General features: G+C 71.6%; 19 protein-coding genes and 1 rRNA gene. 15 read left to right on the top strand and 5 right to left on the bottom strand.

The features are described from left to right. The 10 genes from rrf to ABZ923_RS04230 all read left to right on the top strand — a co-directional run. Nucleotides 1-86: ribosomal RNA gene (gene rrf, locus ABZ923_RS04275) — 5S ribosomal RNA — on the top strand; the annotation flags it as partial. 59 nt (nucleotides 87-145) lie between these two features. Next, nucleotides 146-790 (top strand): HAD family hydrolase, encoded by a 645-nt coding sequence (locus ABZ923_RS04270; RefSeq protein WP_361466563.1) that lies wholly within the window; start codon nucleotides 146-148, stop codon nucleotides 788-790. A 92-nt stretch (nucleotides 791-882) separates the two neighbouring features. After that, complete coding sequence (locus tag ABZ923_RS04265) at nucleotides 883-1,584, top strand: VC0807 family protein (protein WP_361466561.1); 702 nt, start codon at nucleotides 883-885, stop codon at nucleotides 1,582-1,584. 86 nt (nucleotides 1,585-1,670) lie between these two features. Beyond that, nucleotides 1,671-2,888 carry an MFS transporter gene (locus ABZ923_RS04260; protein WP_361466559.1) on the top strand — a complete coding sequence of 406 codons (1,218 nt, stop codon included), beginning with the start codon at nucleotides 1,671-1,673 and terminating at the stop codon, nucleotides 2,886-2,888. Further along, nucleotides 2,839-4,011: an acetoin utilization protein AcuC gene (locus tag ABZ923_RS04255; RefSeq protein ID WP_361466556.1), complete on the top strand. Its 1,173-nt coding sequence runs from the start codon at nucleotides 2,839-2,841 to the stop codon at nucleotides 4,009-4,011. Before ABZ923_RS04260 ends, ABZ923_RS04255 begins: the two co-directional genes overlap by 50 nt. A 99-nt stretch (nucleotides 4,012-4,110) precedes the next feature. Next, on the top strand, nucleotides 4,111-4,926 hold the full coding sequence (locus ABZ923_RS04250; RefSeq protein ID WP_361466553.1) for a phosphatase: 816 nt from the start codon (nucleotides 4,111-4,113) through the stop codon (nucleotides 4,924-4,926). 129 nt (nucleotides 4,927-5,055) lie between these two features. Continuing rightward, complete coding sequence (locus ABZ923_RS04245; protein WP_158712621.1) at nucleotides 5,056-5,268, top strand: helix-turn-helix domain-containing protein; 213 nt, start codon at nucleotides 5,056-5,058, stop codon at nucleotides 5,266-5,268. A 136-nt stretch (nucleotides 5,269-5,404) separates the two neighbouring features. Further along, nucleotides 5,405-5,503 (top strand): AURKAIP1/COX24 domain-containing protein, encoded by a 99-nt coding sequence (locus ABZ923_RS04240; RefSeq protein ID WP_003948845.1) that lies wholly within the window; start codon nucleotides 5,405-5,407, stop codon nucleotides 5,501-5,503. 204 nt (nucleotides 5,504-5,707) lie between these two features. After that, nucleotides 5,708-6,769, top strand: a complete 1,062-nt coding sequence (locus ABZ923_RS04235) for an NAD-dependent epimerase/dehydratase family protein (protein WP_361466552.1) — start codon at nucleotides 5,708-5,710, stop codon at nucleotides 6,767-6,769. 12 nt (nucleotides 6,770-6,781) lie between these two features. Further along, entirely contained in the window at nucleotides 6,782-7,846 is a 1,065-nt protein-coding gene (locus ABZ923_RS04230) for a lysophospholipid acyltransferase family protein (RefSeq protein WP_361466549.1), read from the top strand. A 141-nt stretch (nucleotides 7,847-7,987) separates the two neighbouring features. On the opposite strand, the gene ABZ923_RS04225 is transcribed toward ABZ923_RS04230, so the two are convergent. From ABZ923_RS04225 to ABZ923_RS04215, 3 genes are all read right to left on the bottom strand, one after another. Continuing rightward, complete coding sequence (locus ABZ923_RS04225) at nucleotides 7,988-9,223, bottom strand: DUF5667 domain-containing protein (RefSeq protein ID WP_361466546.1); 1,236 nt, start codon at nucleotides 9,221-9,223, stop codon at nucleotides 7,988-7,990. Between the two features lie 236 nt (nucleotides 9,224-9,459). Then, nucleotides 9,460-10,239, bottom strand: a complete 780-nt coding sequence (locus tag ABZ923_RS04220) for an ECF subfamily RNA polymerase sigma factor, BldN family (protein ID WP_361466543.1) — start codon at nucleotides 10,237-10,239, stop codon at nucleotides 9,460-9,462. Nucleotides 10,240-10,572: 333 nt separating this feature from the next. Continuing rightward, nucleotides 10,573-11,493 carry an HAD-IB family hydrolase gene (locus ABZ923_RS04215; protein WP_361466541.1) on the bottom strand — a complete coding sequence of 307 codons (921 nt, stop codon included), beginning with the start codon at nucleotides 11,491-11,493 and terminating at the stop codon, nucleotides 10,573-10,575. Between the two features lie 126 nt (nucleotides 11,494-11,619). Here ABZ923_RS04215 and ABZ923_RS04210 point away from each other — a divergent pair, with 126 nt between their 5' ends. The 5 genes from ABZ923_RS04210 (at nucleotide 11,620) to ABZ923_RS04190 (ending at nucleotide 17,317) form a co-directional block, all read left to right on the top strand. Further along, a complete protein-coding gene (locus ABZ923_RS04210; RefSeq protein WP_361466539.1) occupies nucleotides 11,620-11,892 on the top strand; it encodes a glutaredoxin family protein in 273 nt (90 codons plus the stop codon). A 280-nt stretch (nucleotides 11,893-12,172) separates the two neighbouring features. Continuing rightward, nucleotides 12,173-12,937: a redox-sensing transcriptional repressor Rex gene (locus ABZ923_RS04205; RefSeq protein WP_361466537.1), complete on the top strand. Its 765-nt coding sequence runs from the start codon at nucleotides 12,173-12,175 to the stop codon at nucleotides 12,935-12,937. Continuing rightward, the gene (locus tag ABZ923_RS04200; protein ID WP_361466534.1) at nucleotides 12,934-14,616 is read left to right on the top strand and encodes a glutamyl-tRNA reductase; all 1,683 of its coding nucleotides are present in this window, start codon (nucleotides 12,934-12,936) and stop codon (nucleotides 14,614-14,616) included. Before ABZ923_RS04205 ends, ABZ923_RS04200 begins: the two co-directional genes overlap by 4 nt. Further along, nucleotides 14,613-15,608 carry a hydroxymethylbilane synthase gene (gene hemC / locus ABZ923_RS04195; protein WP_361466532.1) on the top strand — a complete coding sequence of 332 codons (996 nt, stop codon included), beginning with the start codon at nucleotides 14,613-14,615 and terminating at the stop codon, nucleotides 15,606-15,608. The genes ABZ923_RS04200 and hemC overlap by 4 nt, the downstream gene beginning before the upstream one ends. After that, complete coding sequence (locus tag ABZ923_RS04190; protein ID WP_361466529.1) at nucleotides 15,605-17,317, top strand: uroporphyrinogen-III synthase; 1,713 nt, start codon at nucleotides 15,605-15,607, stop codon at nucleotides 17,315-17,317. Before hemC ends, ABZ923_RS04190 begins: the two co-directional genes overlap by 4 nt. A gap of 72 nt (nucleotides 17,318-17,389) precedes the next feature. On the opposite strand, the gene ABZ923_RS04185 is transcribed toward ABZ923_RS04190, so the two are convergent. Next, complete coding sequence (locus ABZ923_RS04185; RefSeq protein WP_361466526.1) at nucleotides 17,390-17,569, bottom strand: DUF397 domain-containing protein; 180 nt, start codon at nucleotides 17,567-17,569, stop codon at nucleotides 17,390-17,392. Further along, nucleotides 17,566-18,399: a helix-turn-helix transcriptional regulator gene (locus ABZ923_RS04180; RefSeq protein ID WP_361466523.1), complete on the bottom strand. Its 834-nt coding sequence runs from the start codon at nucleotides 18,397-18,399 to the stop codon at nucleotides 17,566-17,568. Before ABZ923_RS04180 ends, ABZ923_RS04185 begins: the two co-directional genes overlap by 4 nt. Nucleotides 18,400-18,455: the final 56 nt, after the last annotated feature.

Below are 18,455 nucleotides of genomic sequence, written 5' to 3'. Positions count from 1 at the left end.
GTTACATTCCGAACCCGGAAGCTAAGCCTCACAGCGCCGATGGTACTGCAGGGGGGACCCTGTGGGAGAGTAGGACGCCGCCGAACAAATTTTGAGAAAACCCCCGCACTTCGGTGCGGGGGTTTTCTGCGTTTAGGGTGAGTCCATGCGCTATGACCTTGTCATCTTCGACAACGACGGTGTGCTCGTGGACAGCGAGCCGATATCCAACCGGCACCTGGCCGCCTATCTGACCGAGTTGGGGCACCCCACCTCCTACGAGGACTCCATCCGTGACTACATGGGGTCGGCGATGCACCGGATCCACGAGCTGGTCCTGGAGCGGACGGGACAGCGGCTGCCGGCGGAGTTCGACGAGGTCTTCCACCGGCGGGTCTTCGCCGCGTTCGAGCGGGAGTTGCAGCCCGTGCCCGGGGTGGCCGGCGTACTGGAGAAGCTGGCCGCGGACGGGGTGCCGTACTGCGTGGCCTCCTCCGGGAGCCATGCGCGGATCCGGGTCGGGCATCGGACGACCGGGCTCGACCGGTGGTTCCCCGAGGAGCGGATCTTCAGCTCGGAGGACGTGGGGCGGGGCAAGCCGGCGCCGGACCTGTTCCTGTACGCGGCCGAGCGGATGGGGGTGGCCCCCGAGCGGTGCGTGGTCGTGGAGGACTCCCCGCTGGGCGTACAGGCGGCCGTGGCGGCCGGGATGGACGTGTACGGGTTCACCGCGATGACACCGGCGGCGAAGCTCGCGGGCGCCGGCCAACTCTTCTCGACCATGGGCGAGTTGGCTGACCTGCTGGTATGACGCCGGTCGGCGGCCCGCGCTGACATTTGTCATGCGGAGCACCGGACGATCGTTTCTACTGCGGGACCCCGCCCGCGCGGGAAGCTGACGGCATGACGGAGAACACGGGGAACCAGGGCCGGCAGCCGAGCGTGCTCGACAACTTCAAGCCGCTGCTCGTCGACGTGGCGGTGCCGCTCGGCTCGTACTACCTCTTCAAGGACGCCTTCGGGATGAGCACCGTCGCGGCGCTCGCCTGGAGCAGCGTGGTACCCGCGGTGCGGACGGTGTGGGGCCTGGTGAAGGAGCGCACGACCAACGCGCTGGCGGGCCTCATCCTCGTCGTGAACGTCGTCTCGCTGCTGCTGAGCTTCGTCTCGGGTGACCCGCGGCTGATGCTGGCCAAGGACAGCGCGGTCAGCAGCACGGTCGCCATCGGGATCCTGGTCTCCGTCCGGCTCGGGAAGCCGATGATGACCGCCGGCATGAAGCCCTTCGTGGTGAAGGGCGACGCGGCCAAGGAAGCCGCCTGGCAGCGGCTGATGTCCGGTTCGGCGGCCTTCCGGGCCAAGGAGCGGGTGTTCTCCGCGGTGTGGGGGGTGACCCTGCTCGCCGAGTGCGTCGCGCGGATCGTGGGTGCGTACACCGTTCCCGTGGACACCATGGTGTGGCTGGGCTCCCTCATCCTGGTCGCCGCGATGGCGGTCGGGTTCGTGGTCAGCGGGGGGCTGGCCGTCGGACCGATGGAGCGGATGCTCGCGGCCGAGGTGGAGGCCGGGCGGGCGCAGCAGCCCACGCTGGCCGTCGCCGCCTGAACGCGGATCGGCAAGGCCGAAGCTGAGGGAAATTCATCTTTGGCCGGATCTACCCACGGGTAGCCCGGGGCCCTACTCTCGCCGCCATGACTGATGTGCTGCGGCGCGGCAGGGCCTCGCTGGCGTTCGGCTTCTTCGCCCAGGGCGTCGCCTTCGCCCTGCTGGTGACGCGGATCCCGGCCGTCCAGGACCGGTACGGCGTCTCCGACGCGCTGCTGCCGGTCTTCCTGGCCGCCGTGCCGATCCTCGCCGGTGTGGGCAGCGTGACCACCGAGCAGCTGGTGAAGCGGATACGGCCCAGCCGGCTGCTGCGCTGGTCCCAGCCGGTGGTGCTGCTGGCACTCCTCGGCGTCGGGGCGGGCGGGCACGGGCAGGTGGCCGGGCTCGCGGTGGCGCTGGGCGTCTTCGGCCTGGCGGTGGGGGCGCTGGACGCGTCCATGAACATGCTCGGGGTCAGCCTCCAGCGGTCGTACGGGCGCAGCATCATGCTCAGCTTCCACGCGGCCTACAGCCTGGGCGGGATCCTCGGGGCCTCGCTGGCGTGGGCCGGTGCGCACTGGCACCTGGCGCTGTGGGTGTCGTACCTGCCGGTGGTGGCCGTGCTGCTGCCGGCGACGCTGGTGGGCAGCCGGTGGTACGTCGACGGGGAGCCGGCGCCGGCGGCGGAGGACAGCGGAGCGCGCGGGAGCGTCGTCTTCGCGCTGCTGCTGCCGCTGTGCCTGGTGATGACCTTCGCCTACATCGGGGACTCGACCGTCTCCAACTGGAGCGCGAAGTACCTGAAGGACGTGCTGGGCAGCTCGGAGCAGCTGGCGACCGTGCCGTACAACGTGTACATGGTGACCACGCTGGTGGGGCGGTCGCTCGGGGACCTCGGGGTACGGCGGTTCGGGGCGGCGGCGGTCGTGCGGCTCGGGGCGCTGGTCGCGGCCGGCGGGTTCGCGGTGGTGGCCGTGGCGCCCGGCGCGTGGGTGGGGATGCTCGGGTTCACCCTGCTGGGGCTGGGTCTGTGTGTGCTGGTGCCGCAGACGTTCGCGGCGGCCGGGCGGCTGTTCCCGCATGCCTCCGATGCGGCGATCGCGCGGCTGAACATCTTCAACTACGTGGGCTTCCTGATCGGGTCGCCGTTGGTGGGGGCGCTCGGGGACGCCTGGAGCTATCGGGGGGCCATGCTGGTGCCGATGGTGTTGGTCCTGGTGACACTGGGGTACGCCAGGTCGTTCGCGGCTCAACCGGACCGATACGGTGGCGGGCATGAGCGGCCGCGCACAGCTGATGTGGGACGAGGCAGTAACGGGCTATGACTTCGGTCCGAACCATCCGATGGATCCGGTGCGGCTGGAGCTGACCCGGCGGCTGGTCGGTGCCTTCGGGCTCGACCGGGAACTGCAGGTCGTCGCGGCCAAGCCGGCCGGCGAGTCGACGCTCCGGCTGGTCCACCGGGAGGACTACATCGACGCCGTGAAGGCCGCGTCGGCGGATCCGGCGGGAGCGGACGGGTCGTACGGGCTCGGCACGATCGACGACCCCGCGTTCGCCGGGATGCACGAGGTGTCCGCGCTGATCGCGGGCCAGTCGGTGGGCGCGGCCGAGGCGGTGTGGCGGGGGGACGCCGAGCACGCCGTGAACTTCGCGGGCGGGCTGCACCACGCGATGCCGGGCGGGGCGTCCGGGTTCTGCATCTACAACGACGCCTCGCTCGCGATCGCCCGGCTGCTGGAGCTGGGGGCCGAGCGGGTCGCGTACGTGGACGTCGACGTGCATCACGGGGACGGGGTGCAGGCCGCGTTCTGGGAGGACCCGCGGGTGCTGACCATCTCGCTGCACGAGCACCCCCGGACGCTGTTCCCGCAGACCGGGTGGCCGCAGGAGACCGGGGCGGGCGCGGGGGAGGGGGCCGCGGTCAACGTGGCGCTGCCGGCCGGGACCGGGGACGCGGGGTGGGTGCGGGCCTTCCACGCCGTGGTGCCGGAGCTGCTCGCGGAGTTCCGGCCGCAGGTCCTGGTCTCCCAGCACGGGGCCGACACGCACTTCGAGGACCCGCTCGCGCACCTGGCGGTCTCGCTGGACGCGCAGCGGGCGGTGCAGGTGGCGTGTCACGAGCTGGCGCACGAGTATGCCGACGGCCGCTGGGTCGCGCTGGGCGGCGGCGGGTACGCGGTGGTGGACGTCGTACCGCGGTCCTGGACGCACCTGGTGGGGATCGCGGCGGGCAGGCCGGTGGCGCCGGAGGCGGTGATCCCGGAGGGGTGGCGCCGGGAAGTGTTCGCGCGGACCCGGCAGTTGGGGCCGCAGCGGATGACGGACGGGCGGTGGCCGGTGGGGTACGGGGCGTGGGAGGACGGCTACGATCCCGCCGACCGCGTGGACCAGGCCGTACTGGCGACCCGGCGGGCGGTGTTCCCGCTGCGGGGGCTGCTCCCCTGAGGGGCGCCCCTCAGGCCACGGGGGTGCCCATTAGGCCAACCGTGCGGAATTCCCCGGTTTCCGCCCCGGCCCCGTTCCCCGTCGGCCACCATCGCATCCGTGTGGACCGCCGCTCGTCTCCGTGCGCATCTGGTGGCCGCTCGGCTGGCCGGGGTCGTGGCGACGCCGCGGGAGGACAGCCTGCGCAGTTACCGGCTGTTCGCGGCCCGGGATCCGCGGGTGCTGATCGGGATCGACCCCGAAGGAGCCTGGCAGGTCGGGGACTTGCTCGGGCTGATGGCGGACAGGTGCGGGGTTTCGGCCGACCCGCAGTACACATCAGGACCGGATGTGATCGATCCGGACCGGACGCTCGCCGCTCTGGACGCTTTCGCGGGGCGGATCCGGGAGGCGGCCCGGCGCGGTGCGCCCGTGCTGCTGGGCACCGGGCACCCGCACCGGTTGCTGGGTTTCTACGCCGGCCTTGCGGACGCTTTGTCGACGGCGGGATGTGAGGTCCTCACACCGGCGCGGGGTCGCTGTGTCGACATATTGACCCGGTTCGGTCTACGTACGCATCGCCTCGACTACGTACGAGGGGTTGCCCTGGTGCGGGAACCGGCGAGCGGGCGCCCCGGTTGTGAGCCGGGCTCCCACACCCACTCGCCCCTCCCGGTTCGGGTCGCGCTGGACGCCGCGGCGGAGGCCGGCGGACCGCTGCCCGAGCTGGTCGTCGGGGACCACGGCTGGGTCTGCGGTGCAGGTCAGCTGGGGTTCGAGGCCATCGGTCTGGCCGACACCGACGATCCGGCGCTGTTCGTGGGGGAGGCCGAGGGGCGGGTGTCCGTCGTCGTTCCGGTTGATGACGCAGTGCGGTCTGCTCACTACGGGCCGCTGGCCCGCTACGTGCTCAATCGAGCATGTCTGTCACAGTAGGCCGCCGATGGGTGCACCTCTTCCCCACTCGCATCACCCGCCCCTAGTCTGGGGAGTGAGCACGCAACGACGAAGAGTCACCGGAAGGGGAAGCCGGTGGCCGTCGAGTGCGGAAGGTTCAGGTGTGTCATGGCTGCAGCTGGCGAGAGGCCTCTGAACGAGGTTCAGTTCCTTACCGTGGCGGAAGTCGCCTCGGTGATGCGAGTGTCGAAGATGACCGTGTACCGCCTGGTGCACAGCGGTCATCTGCCCGCGATCCGGGTGGGACGGTCGTTCCGCGTCCCGGAGCAAGCGGTACACGAGTACCTCCGCGACAGCTATGTGGGGGTGGAGACGGTCTGACGGCCACCCCCGGGTGACCCGGGGGTGCCCCCTCGATTACGACCTCGGCGCTCGGTTGGGTAGGCTAGCCCCTCGTAGGTCGTGTGGGCCCATGGCGCCCAAACAACCGAGTGATGAGAAGTGAGCGAGGGTAGTCGTGGGCTCTGTTATCAAGAAGCGGCGCAAGCGGATGGCCAAGAAGAAGCACCGCAAGCTGCTCAAGCGCACGCGCGTTCAGCGCCGTAACAAGAAGTAAGCGGCGCCGCGAGAGCGTGACGACTGTGGCCCCCCACCGGTACCGGTGGGGGGCCACAGCCATGTTCCGGCCGCCCCGGCATATTCCGATGGGGGAAAATCCGTCACCTCACGCACCTGGGGTCATCACAGCGCAACATCGACCGGCTAGGTTGGCCGCACACGGGAACGCGGGATACCGGTACGCGGAAGGAAGGCGCTGATCTTGGGAAGGATCGTGCTCGTCACCGGAGTGGCCCGGCAGCTGGGCGGCCGGTTCGTGCGGCGGATCCAGCGGGACCCGGAGGTCGACCGTGTCATCGCGGTGGACGCCGTACCGCCGGCGCACCATCTGGGCGGCGCCGACTTCATCCAGGCCGACATCCGGCAGCCGACGATCGCCCGGGTGCTCGCCGAGACGGGCGCCGACACCGTCGTCCACATGGACGTGACGGGCACGGCGCTGGGCGGCGGCAGCCGGGCCACGGTCAAGGAGACCAACGTCATCGGCACCATGCAGCTGCTGGGCGCCTGCCAGAAGTCGCCGACCGTGCGCCGGCTGGTGGTGAAGTCCAGTACGAACGTCTACGGCTCCGCGCCGCGCGATCCGGCCGTGTTCACCGAGACGACCCCGCCCAAGTCGCTGCCCAGCGGCGGCTTCGCGAAGGACGCCGTCGAGGTGGAGGGGTACGTGCGCGGGTTCGCGCGGCGGCGGCCGGACGTCGCCGTGTGCGTGCTGCGGTTCGCGAACATCCTCGGGCCGGCCGCGGACACCCCGCTCGCCTCGTACTTCGCGCTGCCCGTGCTGCCGACCGTGTTCGGCTACGACCCGCGGCTGCAGTTCGTGCACGAGGACGATGTGATCGAGGTGCTGCGGATCGCTTCGCACGAGCCGCGCCGGGGCACCCTCAACAGCGGCACCTTCAACATCGCCGGGGACGGCGTGCTGCTGCTCTCGCAGTGCTCCCGGCGGCTCGGACGGCCCACCGTGCCGCTGCTGCTGCCCGCGGTCACCTGGGCCGGCTCCCTGGTCCGTACGCTCGGTATGACGGACTTCTCGCCGGAGCAGATCCGGCTGCTCACCCACGGACGGGTGGTGGACACCGTCCAGATGCGCGAGACGCTGGGCTTCACGCCCCGCTACACGACGGCCGAGGCCTTCGCGGACTTCGCCCGCGGCCAGGCCCCCGGACTGCTGCCGCCCGAGACCCTCGCGGGAGCCGTGGACCGGCTCGCCGCGCTGACCGCGAAGGCCGGCGGCCCATCCCAGACGCACGGCGCCAACTGAGGAGCGGCAACGATGGCGGACGCCAAGGTCATTCCGTTCGACGACGACCGGTCCCGCGGGAGCGCCGCACAGCGCCCGGCGCGGCGCCGGAGCGGGGGGATCCGGCGCGGCGCGCTCGGGGAGCCGGGCGAGATCGGGGCCGTGCAGCCCCTGCCCGGCCGGGAGCGGGCGCAGGACGATGGGCCTGTGAGCCGCGAGGAGGAGCCGCTGGAGGCGTCGGACACCGGCGGGCGCGACGGCGGCCTGGAGCGGCGGGTGGCGGCCGGGCTGGCCTTCCTGCGGCGCCGGCTCACCGGGGACTACGAGGTCGACGACTTCGGGTACGACGAGGAGCTGACCGACCAGGTCCTGATGTCGCTGCTGCGGCCGGTGTACGACAAGTACTTCCGGGTCGAGGTGAAGGGCGTCGAGAACATCCCGGCCGAGGGCGGGGCGCTGATCGTCGCCAACCACTCCGGGACGCTGCCGCTGGACGGCCTGATGATGCAGGTCGCGGTGCACGACCACCATCCGGCCGGCCGGCATCTGCGGTTGCTGGCGGCCGACCTGGTCTTCGTGCTGCCGGTGGTGAACGAACTTGCCCGCAAGCTGGGGCACACGCTGGCCTGTGCGGAGGACGCGGAACGGCTGCTGGGGCAGGGCGAGCTGGTCGGGGTGATGCCGGAGGGCTTCAAGGGCATCGGGAAGCCGTTCGGCGAGCGGTACAAGCTCCAGCGGTTCGGCCGGGGCGGCTTCGTCTCGACGGCGCTGCGGCAGGGCGCGCCGATCATTCCGTGCTCGATCGTCGGCGCGGAGGAGATCTACCCGATGATCGGCAACGCCAAGACGCTGGCCCGGGTGCTGGGGATCCCGTACTTCCCGCTGACGCCGACCTTCCCGTGGCTGGGTCCGCTGGGCGCGATCCCGCTGCCCACCAAGTGGACGATCCAGTTCGGCGAGCCGATCCCGACGGACGGCTATCCGCCGGAGGCGGCGGAGGATCCGATGCTGATGTTCAACCTGACCGACCAGGTACGGGAGCAGATCCAGCACACGCTGTACAAGCTGCTGGTGCAGCGGCGCTCCGTGTTCTTCTGACGGCTGCGTTCTTCTGACGGCTGTGTTCTTCTGACGGCTGTGTTCTTCCGACGCTCGCGGTCTTGCGACGTCCGCGTGCGTACGGCACCGGGGGCGCCCCTGCTCGGAAAGGGGCGCCCCCGGTGCCGTCGCCGTGCCGTGCTAGTCCGCGTCCTGTCCGTCGATGCCCAGGCCCGGGAGCAGGTCCGGGATGAGCGGCGGGATGGTGACGTCCGGCTGGCCCGTGGGGGACTTGCCGGCGGACGGGGAGCTGCTGCCCTCCGACCCGGTCCGCGGCGGGTCGAGCAGGCCGCCCGTGTCGCCGCCGATGAGCCCGTCACCGCTGCTGCCGGTGGCCGGTCCGCTCGGTGTGCCGGTGCCGCTGTGCCGGCCGGCGGACGGTGTGCTGCCGGAGCTGGGCTCGGCGGTCCGGTGGCTGCCGGAGGAGCCGGTGGACGCCGGGCCGGAGCTGCCCGGGTGTCTGCCGTCGCTCGGCGGTGCGGGTGGCTGGGGGAGCAGGGACTGCAGCGGGGCGACCTCTTCGTCTATGGCGTCGAAGACCGAGGACACCTGCTGTTTGACGTCGCCCAGCTGCACGGGCAGCTTGTCGCTGAGCGCGCTCCAGGCCTCCCGGTGGGATCTGGAGAACGCGGACAGCGTCTGGATGGGGCCCAGGGAGTCCGGGTCGGCCTCGTAGGCCGCGTGGAGCAGCCGGTGGCCCTCGGTGACGTCGTGCTGCATTCCGGCCAGGGTGCGGCGGATCTCACCGATGGACTCGTGGTCCAGGTGTCCGCCCCGGCCGCGCTCCAGCAGCCGGCGGGCCTCGCTCAACCGGGTGGAGGCCTGGTCGAGGTACGTCTCGCCGCGCTGGTCGTCGCCGTCGGCCAGGTAGTTGAGCTTGAAGTCCTCGATGCCGCGCTTCAGGCCGTACAGCGAGTCGCCGGGCAGGGCGTCGGAGCTGGCGGCGGCGACCCCGCCGAAGGCCCCGGCTGCCACGCCCACGCTCAGCCCGCCGGCCGCGAGGCCCTTGGTCAGTCTGGTGCGCGGGCGGAGTTTGCCCAGCGGGCTCGCCCGGTGCGCGCCCCTGGCCCGGTGGGACCGCTGTTCCGGTACCGACGCGTCCGCCGCCCCGGTTCCCTCCTGGAGCATGGCCTCCATCGCGGCCACCAGTTGGGCCCGTTGGACGACCTTGACCTCCGGGTCGAGCTGCGGCTTGGGCAGTGCGCCGAGACCCGCCGCCAGGGCCAGCAGTGCGCCCTGTTCGGTGTGATCCTCGGTGTCCGGCGGTGACTCCGCCGGTGCTGCGGACTGCTCGGCCGCCGTGTCCCGGTCGGACTGCTCCTCCAGGGCCTGGGCGAAGGCGTTCGCCCGCCGGTGCGCCGATACGTTCGCGATCACTGGCGGCACCTCCTCTCGTCATGACGGTCGACTCCCCAGGGGGTCCTGAGGGTTGCACGCCCACGAGCCCTTCCACACGATCGAGCGATCAGGGTCGGCCAGGACGTGACCACAGGGAGCCTGTATCCCGCACAACGACTGGCGCGGCACTTGGGTTACGGACGGCGGATGAACGGATCAGAAAGGCAACGTTGCGTCACTGGACGTGAGTTGAGCGTCGCCCTGCGTGGCGGGGTTCAGCGCGCGTCGTCCGGCAGCAGCCGGGCGAGGGTGCGGACGGCGCGGTACTGGAGGGTCTTGATGGCGCCCTCGTTCTTGCCCATGACCCGGGCGGTCTCGGCGACCGAGAGGCCCTGGAGGAAGCGGAGCGTCACGCACTCCTGCTGCTGCGGGTTGAGCCGCCGTACGGCTTCGAGCAGGGCGGCGTTGGACAGGGACTCCAGGACGGAGTCCTCCGGGGAGCGCTCCACCTCGTTGGCGTCGAGCATCTCGCCGGTGGTGACCTCCAGCCGGAAGCGGCTGGACTTGAAGTGGTCGGCGACCAGGTTCCGGGCGATCGTCACCAGCCATGCGCCGAAGTCGCGGCCCTGCCAGGTGAAGGTGCCGATCCTCCGGAGCGCCCGCAGAAAGGTCTCGCTGGTGAGGTCCTCGGCGGTGGCCCGGCCGCCCACGCGGTAGTAGATGTAGCGGTAGACGGTGTCGCTGTACTGGTCGTAGAGCCGCCCGAAGGCCTCGGCCTCCCCCGCCTGGGCGCGTTCGACCAGGTCCATCATCCGGGCGCTGTCGCTGTCGGCGGCCGGACGGCGGGCGGTGGCCGAGCCGGTGGCACGCCCTCGTCTGCCGACGGCGGCGCTGCCGTCGGCCAGTGCGTAGCACGGGCCTGCGGGCGCGGCGGCGGCGAAGGCCGGGACGGCGTACGCGGTGGGGACGAAGCCGCGCAGCGTCTCTTTGACCGTCGCGATCCTTGCGCGCAGCGTAGCCAGGCCCGAGGCGTCAACCCCGACGTGTGGGTACACGGGACTCCCAGAGGCAGAGCTTCCATCACGTGCAGTGCGGGACCTTTCACCCGTCGTAGCGACGGAGGGGTACCGGTATGCGTCTGAGGAGAATAACGCTTCGTACAGGCACTGCTACACCGAGTTGCTCAAATCATCGATTGCGTCGCATCCATAACCGTTTGATGCCGGGTCAAGTGCCGTAAGTTGATCGGTTGTTGACCGGAATGGTGCCGGTTTCGGTGAGGTACAGGGCGTGTTGAAGTGGCCGCGGCATAATTCGTGCGCGCGGCACCGGAGTGGGACGCGGAGGTGCGGCGGAATGCGGAGGCCGGGCGGGACGCGGCCGTGCGGTTACCGGCGGCGCCGGCTCAGGGCGATGGCCGCCGCGGTGCCGCCGGCGACCGCGCCCACGCCCGCCGCGGCCGGGATGCCGACCTTCGCGGCCTTGCGGCCGGTGCGGTAGTCGCGCAGGCGCCAGTCCTGCTCGCGGGCGTGCCTGCGGAGTTTGGCGTCCGGGTTGATGGCGTAGGGGTGGCCGACCAGGGACAGCATGGGGATGTCGTTGTGGCTGTCGCTGTAGGCCGCGCAGCGGGAGAGGTCCAGGCCCTCCGCGGCGGCCAGCGCGCGCACCGCCTCCGCCTTGGCGGGCCCGTGCAGCGGCTCGCCGACCAGCTTGCCGGTGTACACGCCGTCGACGGACTCGGCGACCGTGCCGAGCGCGCCGGTCAGGCCGAGGCGACGGGCGATCACCTGGGCGATCTCCACCGGGGCCGCGGTGACCAGCCACACCTTCTGGCCGGCGTCCAGGTGGGCCTGGGCGAGGGCGCGGGTGCCGGGCCAGATGCGGTCGGCCATGTACTCGTCGTAGATCTCCTCGCCGATCGACTCCAGCTCGGCGACCCGGTGGCCCTTGACGATCGACAGCGCGGAGTCGCGGGCGTCCTGCATGTGCTCGGGGTCCTCGACGCCGGCCAGCCGGAACCACGCCTGCTGCCAGGCGAACCTGGCGAGGTCGCGGGTCTCGAAGAACTTCCGCTTGTACAGTCCCCGGCCGAAGTGGAACAGCGCGGCGCCCTGCATGACCGTGTTGTCGAGGTCGAAGAAGGCGGCGGCCCGGTCGTCGCCCATCACCGGGAACTGCGGTTCCTCGGGCGCGGCGAGCGGGGTCTCCTGCGAGGACTTGCGGGCGGCCTCCGCCGAGGCCTCGCCTGCCAACACGCTCCGCGCCGTGGCGGAGCGCCTACGGGGAGTGAGCCATCCGAGAGCGGCCATGACGTGAGCATAGCCAGTCTGTTCGGCGGTTCCGGCGTCACGAGGTTGGCGCGGTGTGAACTCTGCTTGACCGGGTCGTAAAAGAAGCGATCCGGAATGGGCACCGGGCGCGCGAGAATGGCCGGCATGAGTCCCCTCTTCCGACGCAGGTCCGAGCCGCGCGCGCGGCTGGTCACGCTCGTCCGCAAGCCCGGCTGTCACCTGTGCGACGACGCCCAGGCGGTGGTCGAGAAGGTGTGCGGCGACCTCGGTGTGCCGTGGGAGCCGAAGGACATCACCGAGGACCGCGAGCTGTACGACCGCTACTGGGAGCAGATCCCGGTCGTACTGATCGACGGCGAGCAGCACACGTTCTGGCGCGTGAACGAGGAGCGACTGCGGCGGGCACTGACCGAGTAGTCCAAAGTGGCCGGAAAGTCGCTTAGGATCGATGGCGGCTTGGTCTCGGGGGCGGGATTCGTGAGGAGTGTGTGCGGTTTTGCCCCCAGTAATGAAGGAACGGCGGTGCGTAGGCACCGGTTCCGGGCGAGGGCGTGAAACCCGCGTGACCCCGGTCACTTCTGCCGGGCAAATCGGACACCATCTTTGTGCACGCGTTCACAAAGACATAGCCTGCTGTCGACGGGGCGGTCTGGGGACGTATGACCGCCTGCAGCCCCGCTCTACCCGCAGGAGCACCGTGGCAACTGGCCGAACACACCGACCGGCGAGCCGTAGCCGAGGAATTCCCGAGGCCACCGTCGCCCGGCTTCCGCTGTACCTCCGAGCCCTGACCGCACTGTCGGAGCGCTCGGTCCCCACGGTCTCCTCCGAGGAGCTGGCCGCGGCGGCGGGGGTCAACTCCGCCAAGCTGCGCAAGGACTTCTCGTACCTGGGCTCCTACGGAACGCGCGGTGTCGGCTACGACGTGGAGTATCTCGTCTACCAGATCTCCCGCGAACTCGGCCTGACCCAGGACTGGCCGGTCGTCATCGTCGGTATCGGCAACCTCGGTGCCGCCCTGGCCAACTACGGCGGTTTCGCCTCCCGTGGCTTCCGGGTCGCCGCGCTGATCGACGCCGACCCGGCGATGGCCGGCAAGCCGGTCGCGGGTATCCCCGTCCAGCACACGGACGACCTCGAGAAGATCATCGAGGACAACGGCGTCTCGATCGGCGTGATCGCGACCCCCGCCGGTGCCGCCCAACAGGTCTGCGACCGGCTCGTGGCCGCAGGGGTGACCTCCATCCTGAACTTCGCGCCGACCGTGCTGTCCGTCCCGGACGGCGTCGACGTGCGCAAGGTCGACCTCTCCATCGAGCTGCAGATCCTCGCGTTCCACGAGCAGCGCAAGGCCGGCGAGGAGACCGCCGCCGGCGACGGCGCGCTGCCCGCCGCCACCACCCGCGAGGAGTCCGCCGACCAGGGACCCGACGGGGACGTCCCCGCCGTGATGCCGGCATGAGCCTCCTCGTCGTCGGACTGAGCCACCGCAGCGCACCGGTCAGCGTGCTGGAACGGGCCGCGCTCGGCACGGACGCCCAGATCAAGCTGGTCCAGGACACGGTCGCCGCCGAGCCCGCCACCGAGGCCGCGGTGCTCGCCACCTGCAACCGCATCGAGCTGTACGCCGACGTGGACAAGTTCCACGCCGGTGTCGCCGAGCTGTCCACGCTGCTCGCCCAGCACAGCGGCGTCGGCCTGGAAGAGCTGACTCCCTATCTGTACGTGCACTACGAGGACCGGGCCGTCCACCACCTGTTCTCGGTGGCCTGCGGTCTGGACTCGATGGTCGTCGGCGAGGGCCAGATCCTCGGCCAGATCAAGGACTCCCTGGCCCGTGCCCAGGACCTGCACACCGCGGGCAGGCTGCTGAACGACCTGTTCCAGCAGGCCCTCCGGGTCGGCAAGCGCGCCCACTCCGAGACCGGCATCGACCGCGCCGGCCAGTCCCTGGTCACCTTCGGCCTGGAGCAGCTGGCCGCGGGCGGGGACGTGCAGGACTGGGCGAGCGGCCGCAAGGCCCTCGTCATCGGCGCCGGGTCGATGTCATCCCTGGCCGCCGCGACCCTCGCGCGCGCCGGGGTCGCCGAGGTCGTCGTCGCCAACCGCACCTTCGACCGCGCCGAGCGGCTCGCCCGGATACTCACCGAGGACGAGGACACCGGGGTGCGTGCCCGCGCGGTGCGGATGGACGCCGTGGCTGACGAGCTGACACGTGCCGACGTCGTCGTCTCCTGTACCGGGGCGACGGGTCTGGTGCTCACCGCGGAGGCCGTCGCGCAGGCGGTCGAGGGCCGCACCGGGCAGCCCGTCGCCGACACCGGCGTCACGGCCGGGCCGCCCGCGGCCGCGCCGCGCCACACCGGCCTCGGCGCCGACGAGAACTGCCCGCTGGACCTCGCCGCCGTACAGCCCGGCTTCTCCGTGATGGGCGAGGCCGCCGTGGCCGGCATGGACGCGGCCACCCTGGAGCAGCACGCGGCCTGGGTGGACAAGGGCACGACGGTGGACCGCCGGGAGCGCCGTACGCCCGAGGCGGACGCCGAGCTGATCACCGCGCTCGCCGCGACCGTCGCCACCGTCGGCCGGATCCCCGAGCGGCGCAGGCCGGAGCCGGTCGCCGAGCGGCCCGCGCCCTTCTTCTTCCTGCTCGACCTGGCCATGCCCCGCGACATCGACGCGGCCGTGCACCGGCTGGCCGGGGTCCGCCTGGTGGACATCGAGTCGCTCGCGGAGGCCTCCGCCGACGCGCCGATGGCGGCCGACGTGGACCAGGTCCGGCGTATCGTCTCCGACGAGGTCGCGGCCTTCGGTGCGGCACAGCGGGCGGCGCACATCACGCCGACCGTGGTCGCGCTGCGCACCATGGCCGCCGACGTCGTCGCCGGTGAGATCGCCCGCCTCGACGGCCGCCTGCCCGACCTGGACGAGCGCCAGCGCGGCGAGATCCGCCAGGCCGTGCACCGGGTCGTCGACAAGCTGCTGCACGCGCCGACCGTCCGGGTCAAGCAGCTCGCGGCCGAGCCCGGCGGCGCCGGGTACGCGGACGCGCTGCGCACCCTGTTCGACCTCGACCCCGAGACGGTCGCCGCCGTCTCCCGGGCCGGGGACAGCACACAGACGAAGGACCGACCGGCATGAGTGAGAAGGCTTTGAGGCTGGGGACCAGGCGCAGCAAGCTCGCCATGGCCCAGTCCGGGCAGGTGGCGGAGGCCGTCCGCCGGGTGACCGGGCGGCCCGTCGAGCTGGTCGAGATCACCACGTACGGCGACGTCTCCCGGGAGGCGCTGGCGCAGATCGGCGGCACCGGCGTGTTCGTCACGGCGCTGCGCGACGCGCTGCTCAGGGGCGAGGTGGACTTCGCGGTTCATTCGCTCAAGGACCTGCCGACCGCGCAGCCCGAGGAGCTGGCCCTGGCCGCCGTACCGGTGCGCGAGGACCCCCGGGACGTGATCGTCGCGCGCGACGCGCTGAAGCTCACCGACCTGCCGCGCGGGGCGCGCATCGGCACCGGTGCGCCGCGCCGCATGGCGCAGCTGAACGCGTACGCACGCGCCCACGGCCTGGACATCGAGACGGTCCCGATCCGGGGCAACGTCGACACCCGCATCGGGTACGTCCGCGACGGCGAGCTGGACGCGGTCGTGCTGGCCGCCGCCGGACTCAACCGGATCGGCCGGATCGACGAGGCGACCGACTTCCTGTCGGTCGACACGGTTCTGCCCGCCCCCGGCCAGGGGGCCCTGGCGATCGAGTGTCCCGCGGCCAACGCGGAGCTCATCGCGGCGCTCGGCGAACTCGACGACCCGTTCACGCGGGCCGCCGTGACCGCCGAACGGTCACTGCTCGCCGCCCTGGAGGCCGGCTGCAGCGCCCCTGTGGGCGCGCTGGCCGACCTTCCCCCACTCTCGGCTCCGCTCGAGCGGGGGGACCCCCAGGCCGACAGGCAGATTGTCAAGGAAATGCGCCTGCGCGGCGTCGTCGGCACGACCGACGGCACGCGCATGGTGCAGCTGTCCACCACCGGTCCCGTGCCCCAGACGCACGACCAGGCGTGGGCACTCGGTCGCGAACTCGCCACCGAGATGCTCGCCCAGGGCGCGGCCGGTCTGATGGGGGAGCGAGCACATTGAGCCCCACCGCCCTTCCTGCCGCCGGTCCGGAACACGGGCACGTCACCTTCCTCGGTGCCGGACCCGGAGATCCGGGACTGCTGACCCTGCGCGCCGTGGAGGCGCTGTCGCACGCGGACGTCCTGGTCGCCGAGCACGAGGTGCTCGACGTCATCCGGACGCACGCCCGTCAGGGCGTCTCCGTGGTGCCGACGGACGCGGACTCCTCCTCGGTGTCCCCGCCGGGCACGGGCACGCCCCAGCTGACGGTCGTTGACGGCACGTCAACACCCGTCGCTGTCCCCGCTGCTGCTCGGGATGCCGCTCATCTTGTCATGGAGGCCGCGCGGGGCGGCAGGCGGGTCGTCCGTGCGGTGTCCGGGGACCCGGGACTTGATACGTACGCGGCGGAGGAAATGCTCGCCTGCGCGGCCGCCGGGGTGCCCTTCGAGGTCGTCCCCGGTGTCGCGGCGGCGGTCGGCGTGCCCGCGTACGCCGGTGTGCCGCTGCGGGACGCGCAGGGCGCGGACGTCCGCTTCGTGGACGCCCGTACCGCCTCCGACCGGTGCTGGACGGAGGTGGGCGCGTCGGACGGCACGGTGGTCGTGTCGACGACCCTGGACTCCGTGGCCGCCGCGGCGGGCGAGCTGGTCGCGGCGGGCCGCAAGCCGGACACGCCGTTGACGGTGACGATCGCCGGTACGACGACCCGGCAGCGGACCTGGACGGCGACGCTCGGCACCATCGCGCAGACGCTGAAGCAGGCGAAGGTGCTGCCGTCGCCGGAGGGCGGCCGCCCGGTGATAGCCGTGGTCGGCGAGCGCAGTGCCGTCGCCCGGCGCGACCAGCTGTCGTGGTTCGAGTCCAAGCCGCTGTTCGGCTGGAAGGTGCTCGTGCCGCGCACGAAGGAGCAGGCGGCGTCGCTCTCCGACCAGCTGCGGTCCTACGGCGCGGTGCCGCACGAGGTCCCGACGATCGCGGTGGAGCCGCCGCGGACGCCCCAGCAGATGGAGCGGGCGGTCAAGGGCCTGGTGACCGGCCGCTACGAGTGGATCGCGTTCACCTCCGTCAACGCGGTGAAGGCGGTCCGCGAGAAGTTCGAGGAGTACGGCCTCGACGCCCGTGCCTTCGCGGGGATCAAGGTGGCCGCGGTGGGCGAGCAGACCGCCAAGGCGCTGGTCGCCTTCGGCGTGAAGCCCGACCTGGTGCCGAGCGGCGAGCAGTCGGCGGCCGGCCTGCTGGAGGACTGGCCGCCCTACGACCCGGTCTTCGACCCGATCGACCGCGTCTTCCTGCCCCGTGCCGACATCGCCACCGAGACCCTGGTGGCCGGTCTGATCGAGCTGGGCTGGGAGGTCGACGACGTCACGGCCTACCGCACGGTCCGCGCGTCGCCGCCGCCGGCGGAGACCCGCGAGGCCATCAAGGGCGGTGGCTTCGACGCGGTCCTGTTCACCTCGTCCTCCACGGTCCGCAACCTGGTCGGCATCGCGGGCAAGCCGCACAACGTGACGGTGATCGCGTGCATCGGTCCCGCCACGGCGAAGACGGCCGAGGAACACGGCCTGCGGGTCGACGTCATGGCCCCGGAGCCGTCCGTGCACAAGCTCGCGGAGGCGCTGGCCGACTTCGGCATGAAGCGCCGTGCCGCCGCGCTGGAGGCCGGCGACCCGGTGACCCGGCCGAGCGAACGCCGGCCGGGAGCGCGCAGGCGCCGCTCGACGACGTGACCTCCGGCTGACGCCGTCTCCAGGGGTGCCCGGGCTGCCGCCGGGGCACCCCTGCGGCGTTCCGTGCTGCCGTCAGCGCCCCGAGGCGTACGGCAGGAAGGTCGCCCACGCGTCGGGGGTGAGGGTGAGACGGGGGCCGGTGGGGTTCTTGGAGTCGCGGACGAGGACGTGGGCCTCGTCGGGGGTGGCCACCTCTACGCAGTCGGGGCCCTCGTCCGTGCTGTAGCTGCTCTTTATCCACTCCAGCTTCATGTCTCTCCCAGCACTTTCTCGATGAGGACCGTCGACTCCCGTGGGTCGAGAGCCTGTGCCCGGATGATCCCATAACGCATATCGAGGAGCTGCACCTCTTTCGGGTCGACGATCACCCGGCTGATGTGCTGCACCTCCACGTGCCCGACCGTGGTGCCGTCCTTGAGCCTGAGCAACCTGAACGACCCGGCAAGGCCTGAGTTCTGCTCACGCCCGAGCGGCAGTACCTGGAGGTCGACGTTGCGGAACTCGGCGACAGCCAACAGGCGTTCCAGCTGCGCTCGCATGACCGTCCTGCCGCCGATGGGCCGACGCAGTGTCGACTCGCACTGGACGAAGCTGAAGACGGGGCGGGCCACGGTCTCGTTGACGATCTCCTGACGTGCGACTCGGGCCGCCAATCGCTGGTCCAGCTCTTCTGCGGTGAAGGGTGGCCGACGAGCGCTGAAGACTGCCTGCGCGTACTCCTTCGTCTGCAACAACCCATGGACGACGGAGTTGTTGTACGCGCACAGCTCGACCGCGTCCGCCTCCAGCTTCTTCAGGTCCCGCACCTTCTTCGGGTACCGGACCTCCGCCACGTCCTGCTTGAGCGCGGCGATCTTCCCGCCCGCCCCCAACACCTCGTCCGCCCCGTCCAGGTACTCCGGCCGGGGGATCCGCCGCCCCCGCTCCACCGAGGAGACCAGTTCCTCCCCGTATCCGATGGCCGCCCCGAACTCGGCCTGGGTGAGGCCGGCCGCCTCCCGCCACAGCTTCAGCTGCCGTGAGACGGTCCGCATTACCGCCCCCGCCTCGTCGTCCTCCAGCCCCGCATCCCAGTCGCTCACGTAGACCGTCCTCCCGTCACCACTCACCCCGTACGCCCCGGACGCACCCGGACACG

The organism is Streptomyces sp. NPDC046881, assembly GCF_040645015.1.
Taxonomy (GTDB): Bacteria; Actinomycetota; Actinomycetes; order Streptomycetales; family Streptomycetaceae; genus Streptomyces.
Note: the sequence above shows the minus strand (reverse complement) of the source record. Positions and strands in the feature narration are given on the sequence as shown.

What these genes read in the sequence shown, in the direction of transcription:
- ABZ923_RS04215 (WP_361466541.1), bottom strand. Translation starts at nt 11,493, where the DNA reads ATGGCCGCTCTCGGATGGCTCACTCCCCGTAGGCGCTCCGCCACGGCG.
- hemC (WP_361466532.1), top strand. Translation starts at nt 14,613, where the DNA reads ATGAGTGAGAAGGCTTTGAGGCTGGGGACCAGGCGCAGCAAGCTCGCC.
- ABZ923_RS04230 (WP_361466549.1), top strand. Translation starts at nt 6,782, where the DNA reads ATGGCGGACGCCAAGGTCATTCCGTTCGACGACGACCGGTCCCGCGGG.
- ABZ923_RS04185 (WP_361466526.1), bottom strand. Translation starts at nt 17,569, where the DNA reads ATGAAGCTGGAGTGGATAAAGAGCAGCTACAGCACGGACGAGGGCCCC.
- ABZ923_RS04260 (WP_361466559.1), top strand. Translation starts at nt 1,671, where the DNA reads ATGACTGATGTGCTGCGGCGCGGCAGGGCCTCGCTGGCGTTCGGCTTC.
- ABZ923_RS04270 (WP_361466563.1), top strand. Translation starts at nt 146, where the DNA reads ATGCGCTATGACCTTGTCATCTTCGACAACGACGGTGTGCTCGTGGAC.
- ABZ923_RS04210 (WP_361466539.1), top strand. Translation starts at nt 11,620, where the DNA reads ATGAGTCCCCTCTTCCGACGCAGGTCCGAGCCGCGCGCGCGGCTGGTC.
- ABZ923_RS04200 (WP_361466534.1), top strand. Translation starts at nt 12,934, where the DNA reads ATGAGCCTCCTCGTCGTCGGACTGAGCCACCGCAGCGCACCGGTCAGC.
- ABZ923_RS04245 (WP_158712621.1), top strand. Translation starts at nt 5,056, where the DNA reads ATGGCTGCAGCTGGCGAGAGGCCTCTGAACGAGGTTCAGTTCCTTACC.
- ABZ923_RS04265 (WP_361466561.1), top strand. Translation starts at nt 883, where the DNA reads ATGACGGAGAACACGGGGAACCAGGGCCGGCAGCCGAGCGTGCTCGAC.
- ABZ923_RS04255 (WP_361466556.1), top strand. Translation starts at nt 2,839, where the DNA reads ATGAGCGGCCGCGCACAGCTGATGTGGGACGAGGCAGTAACGGGCTAT.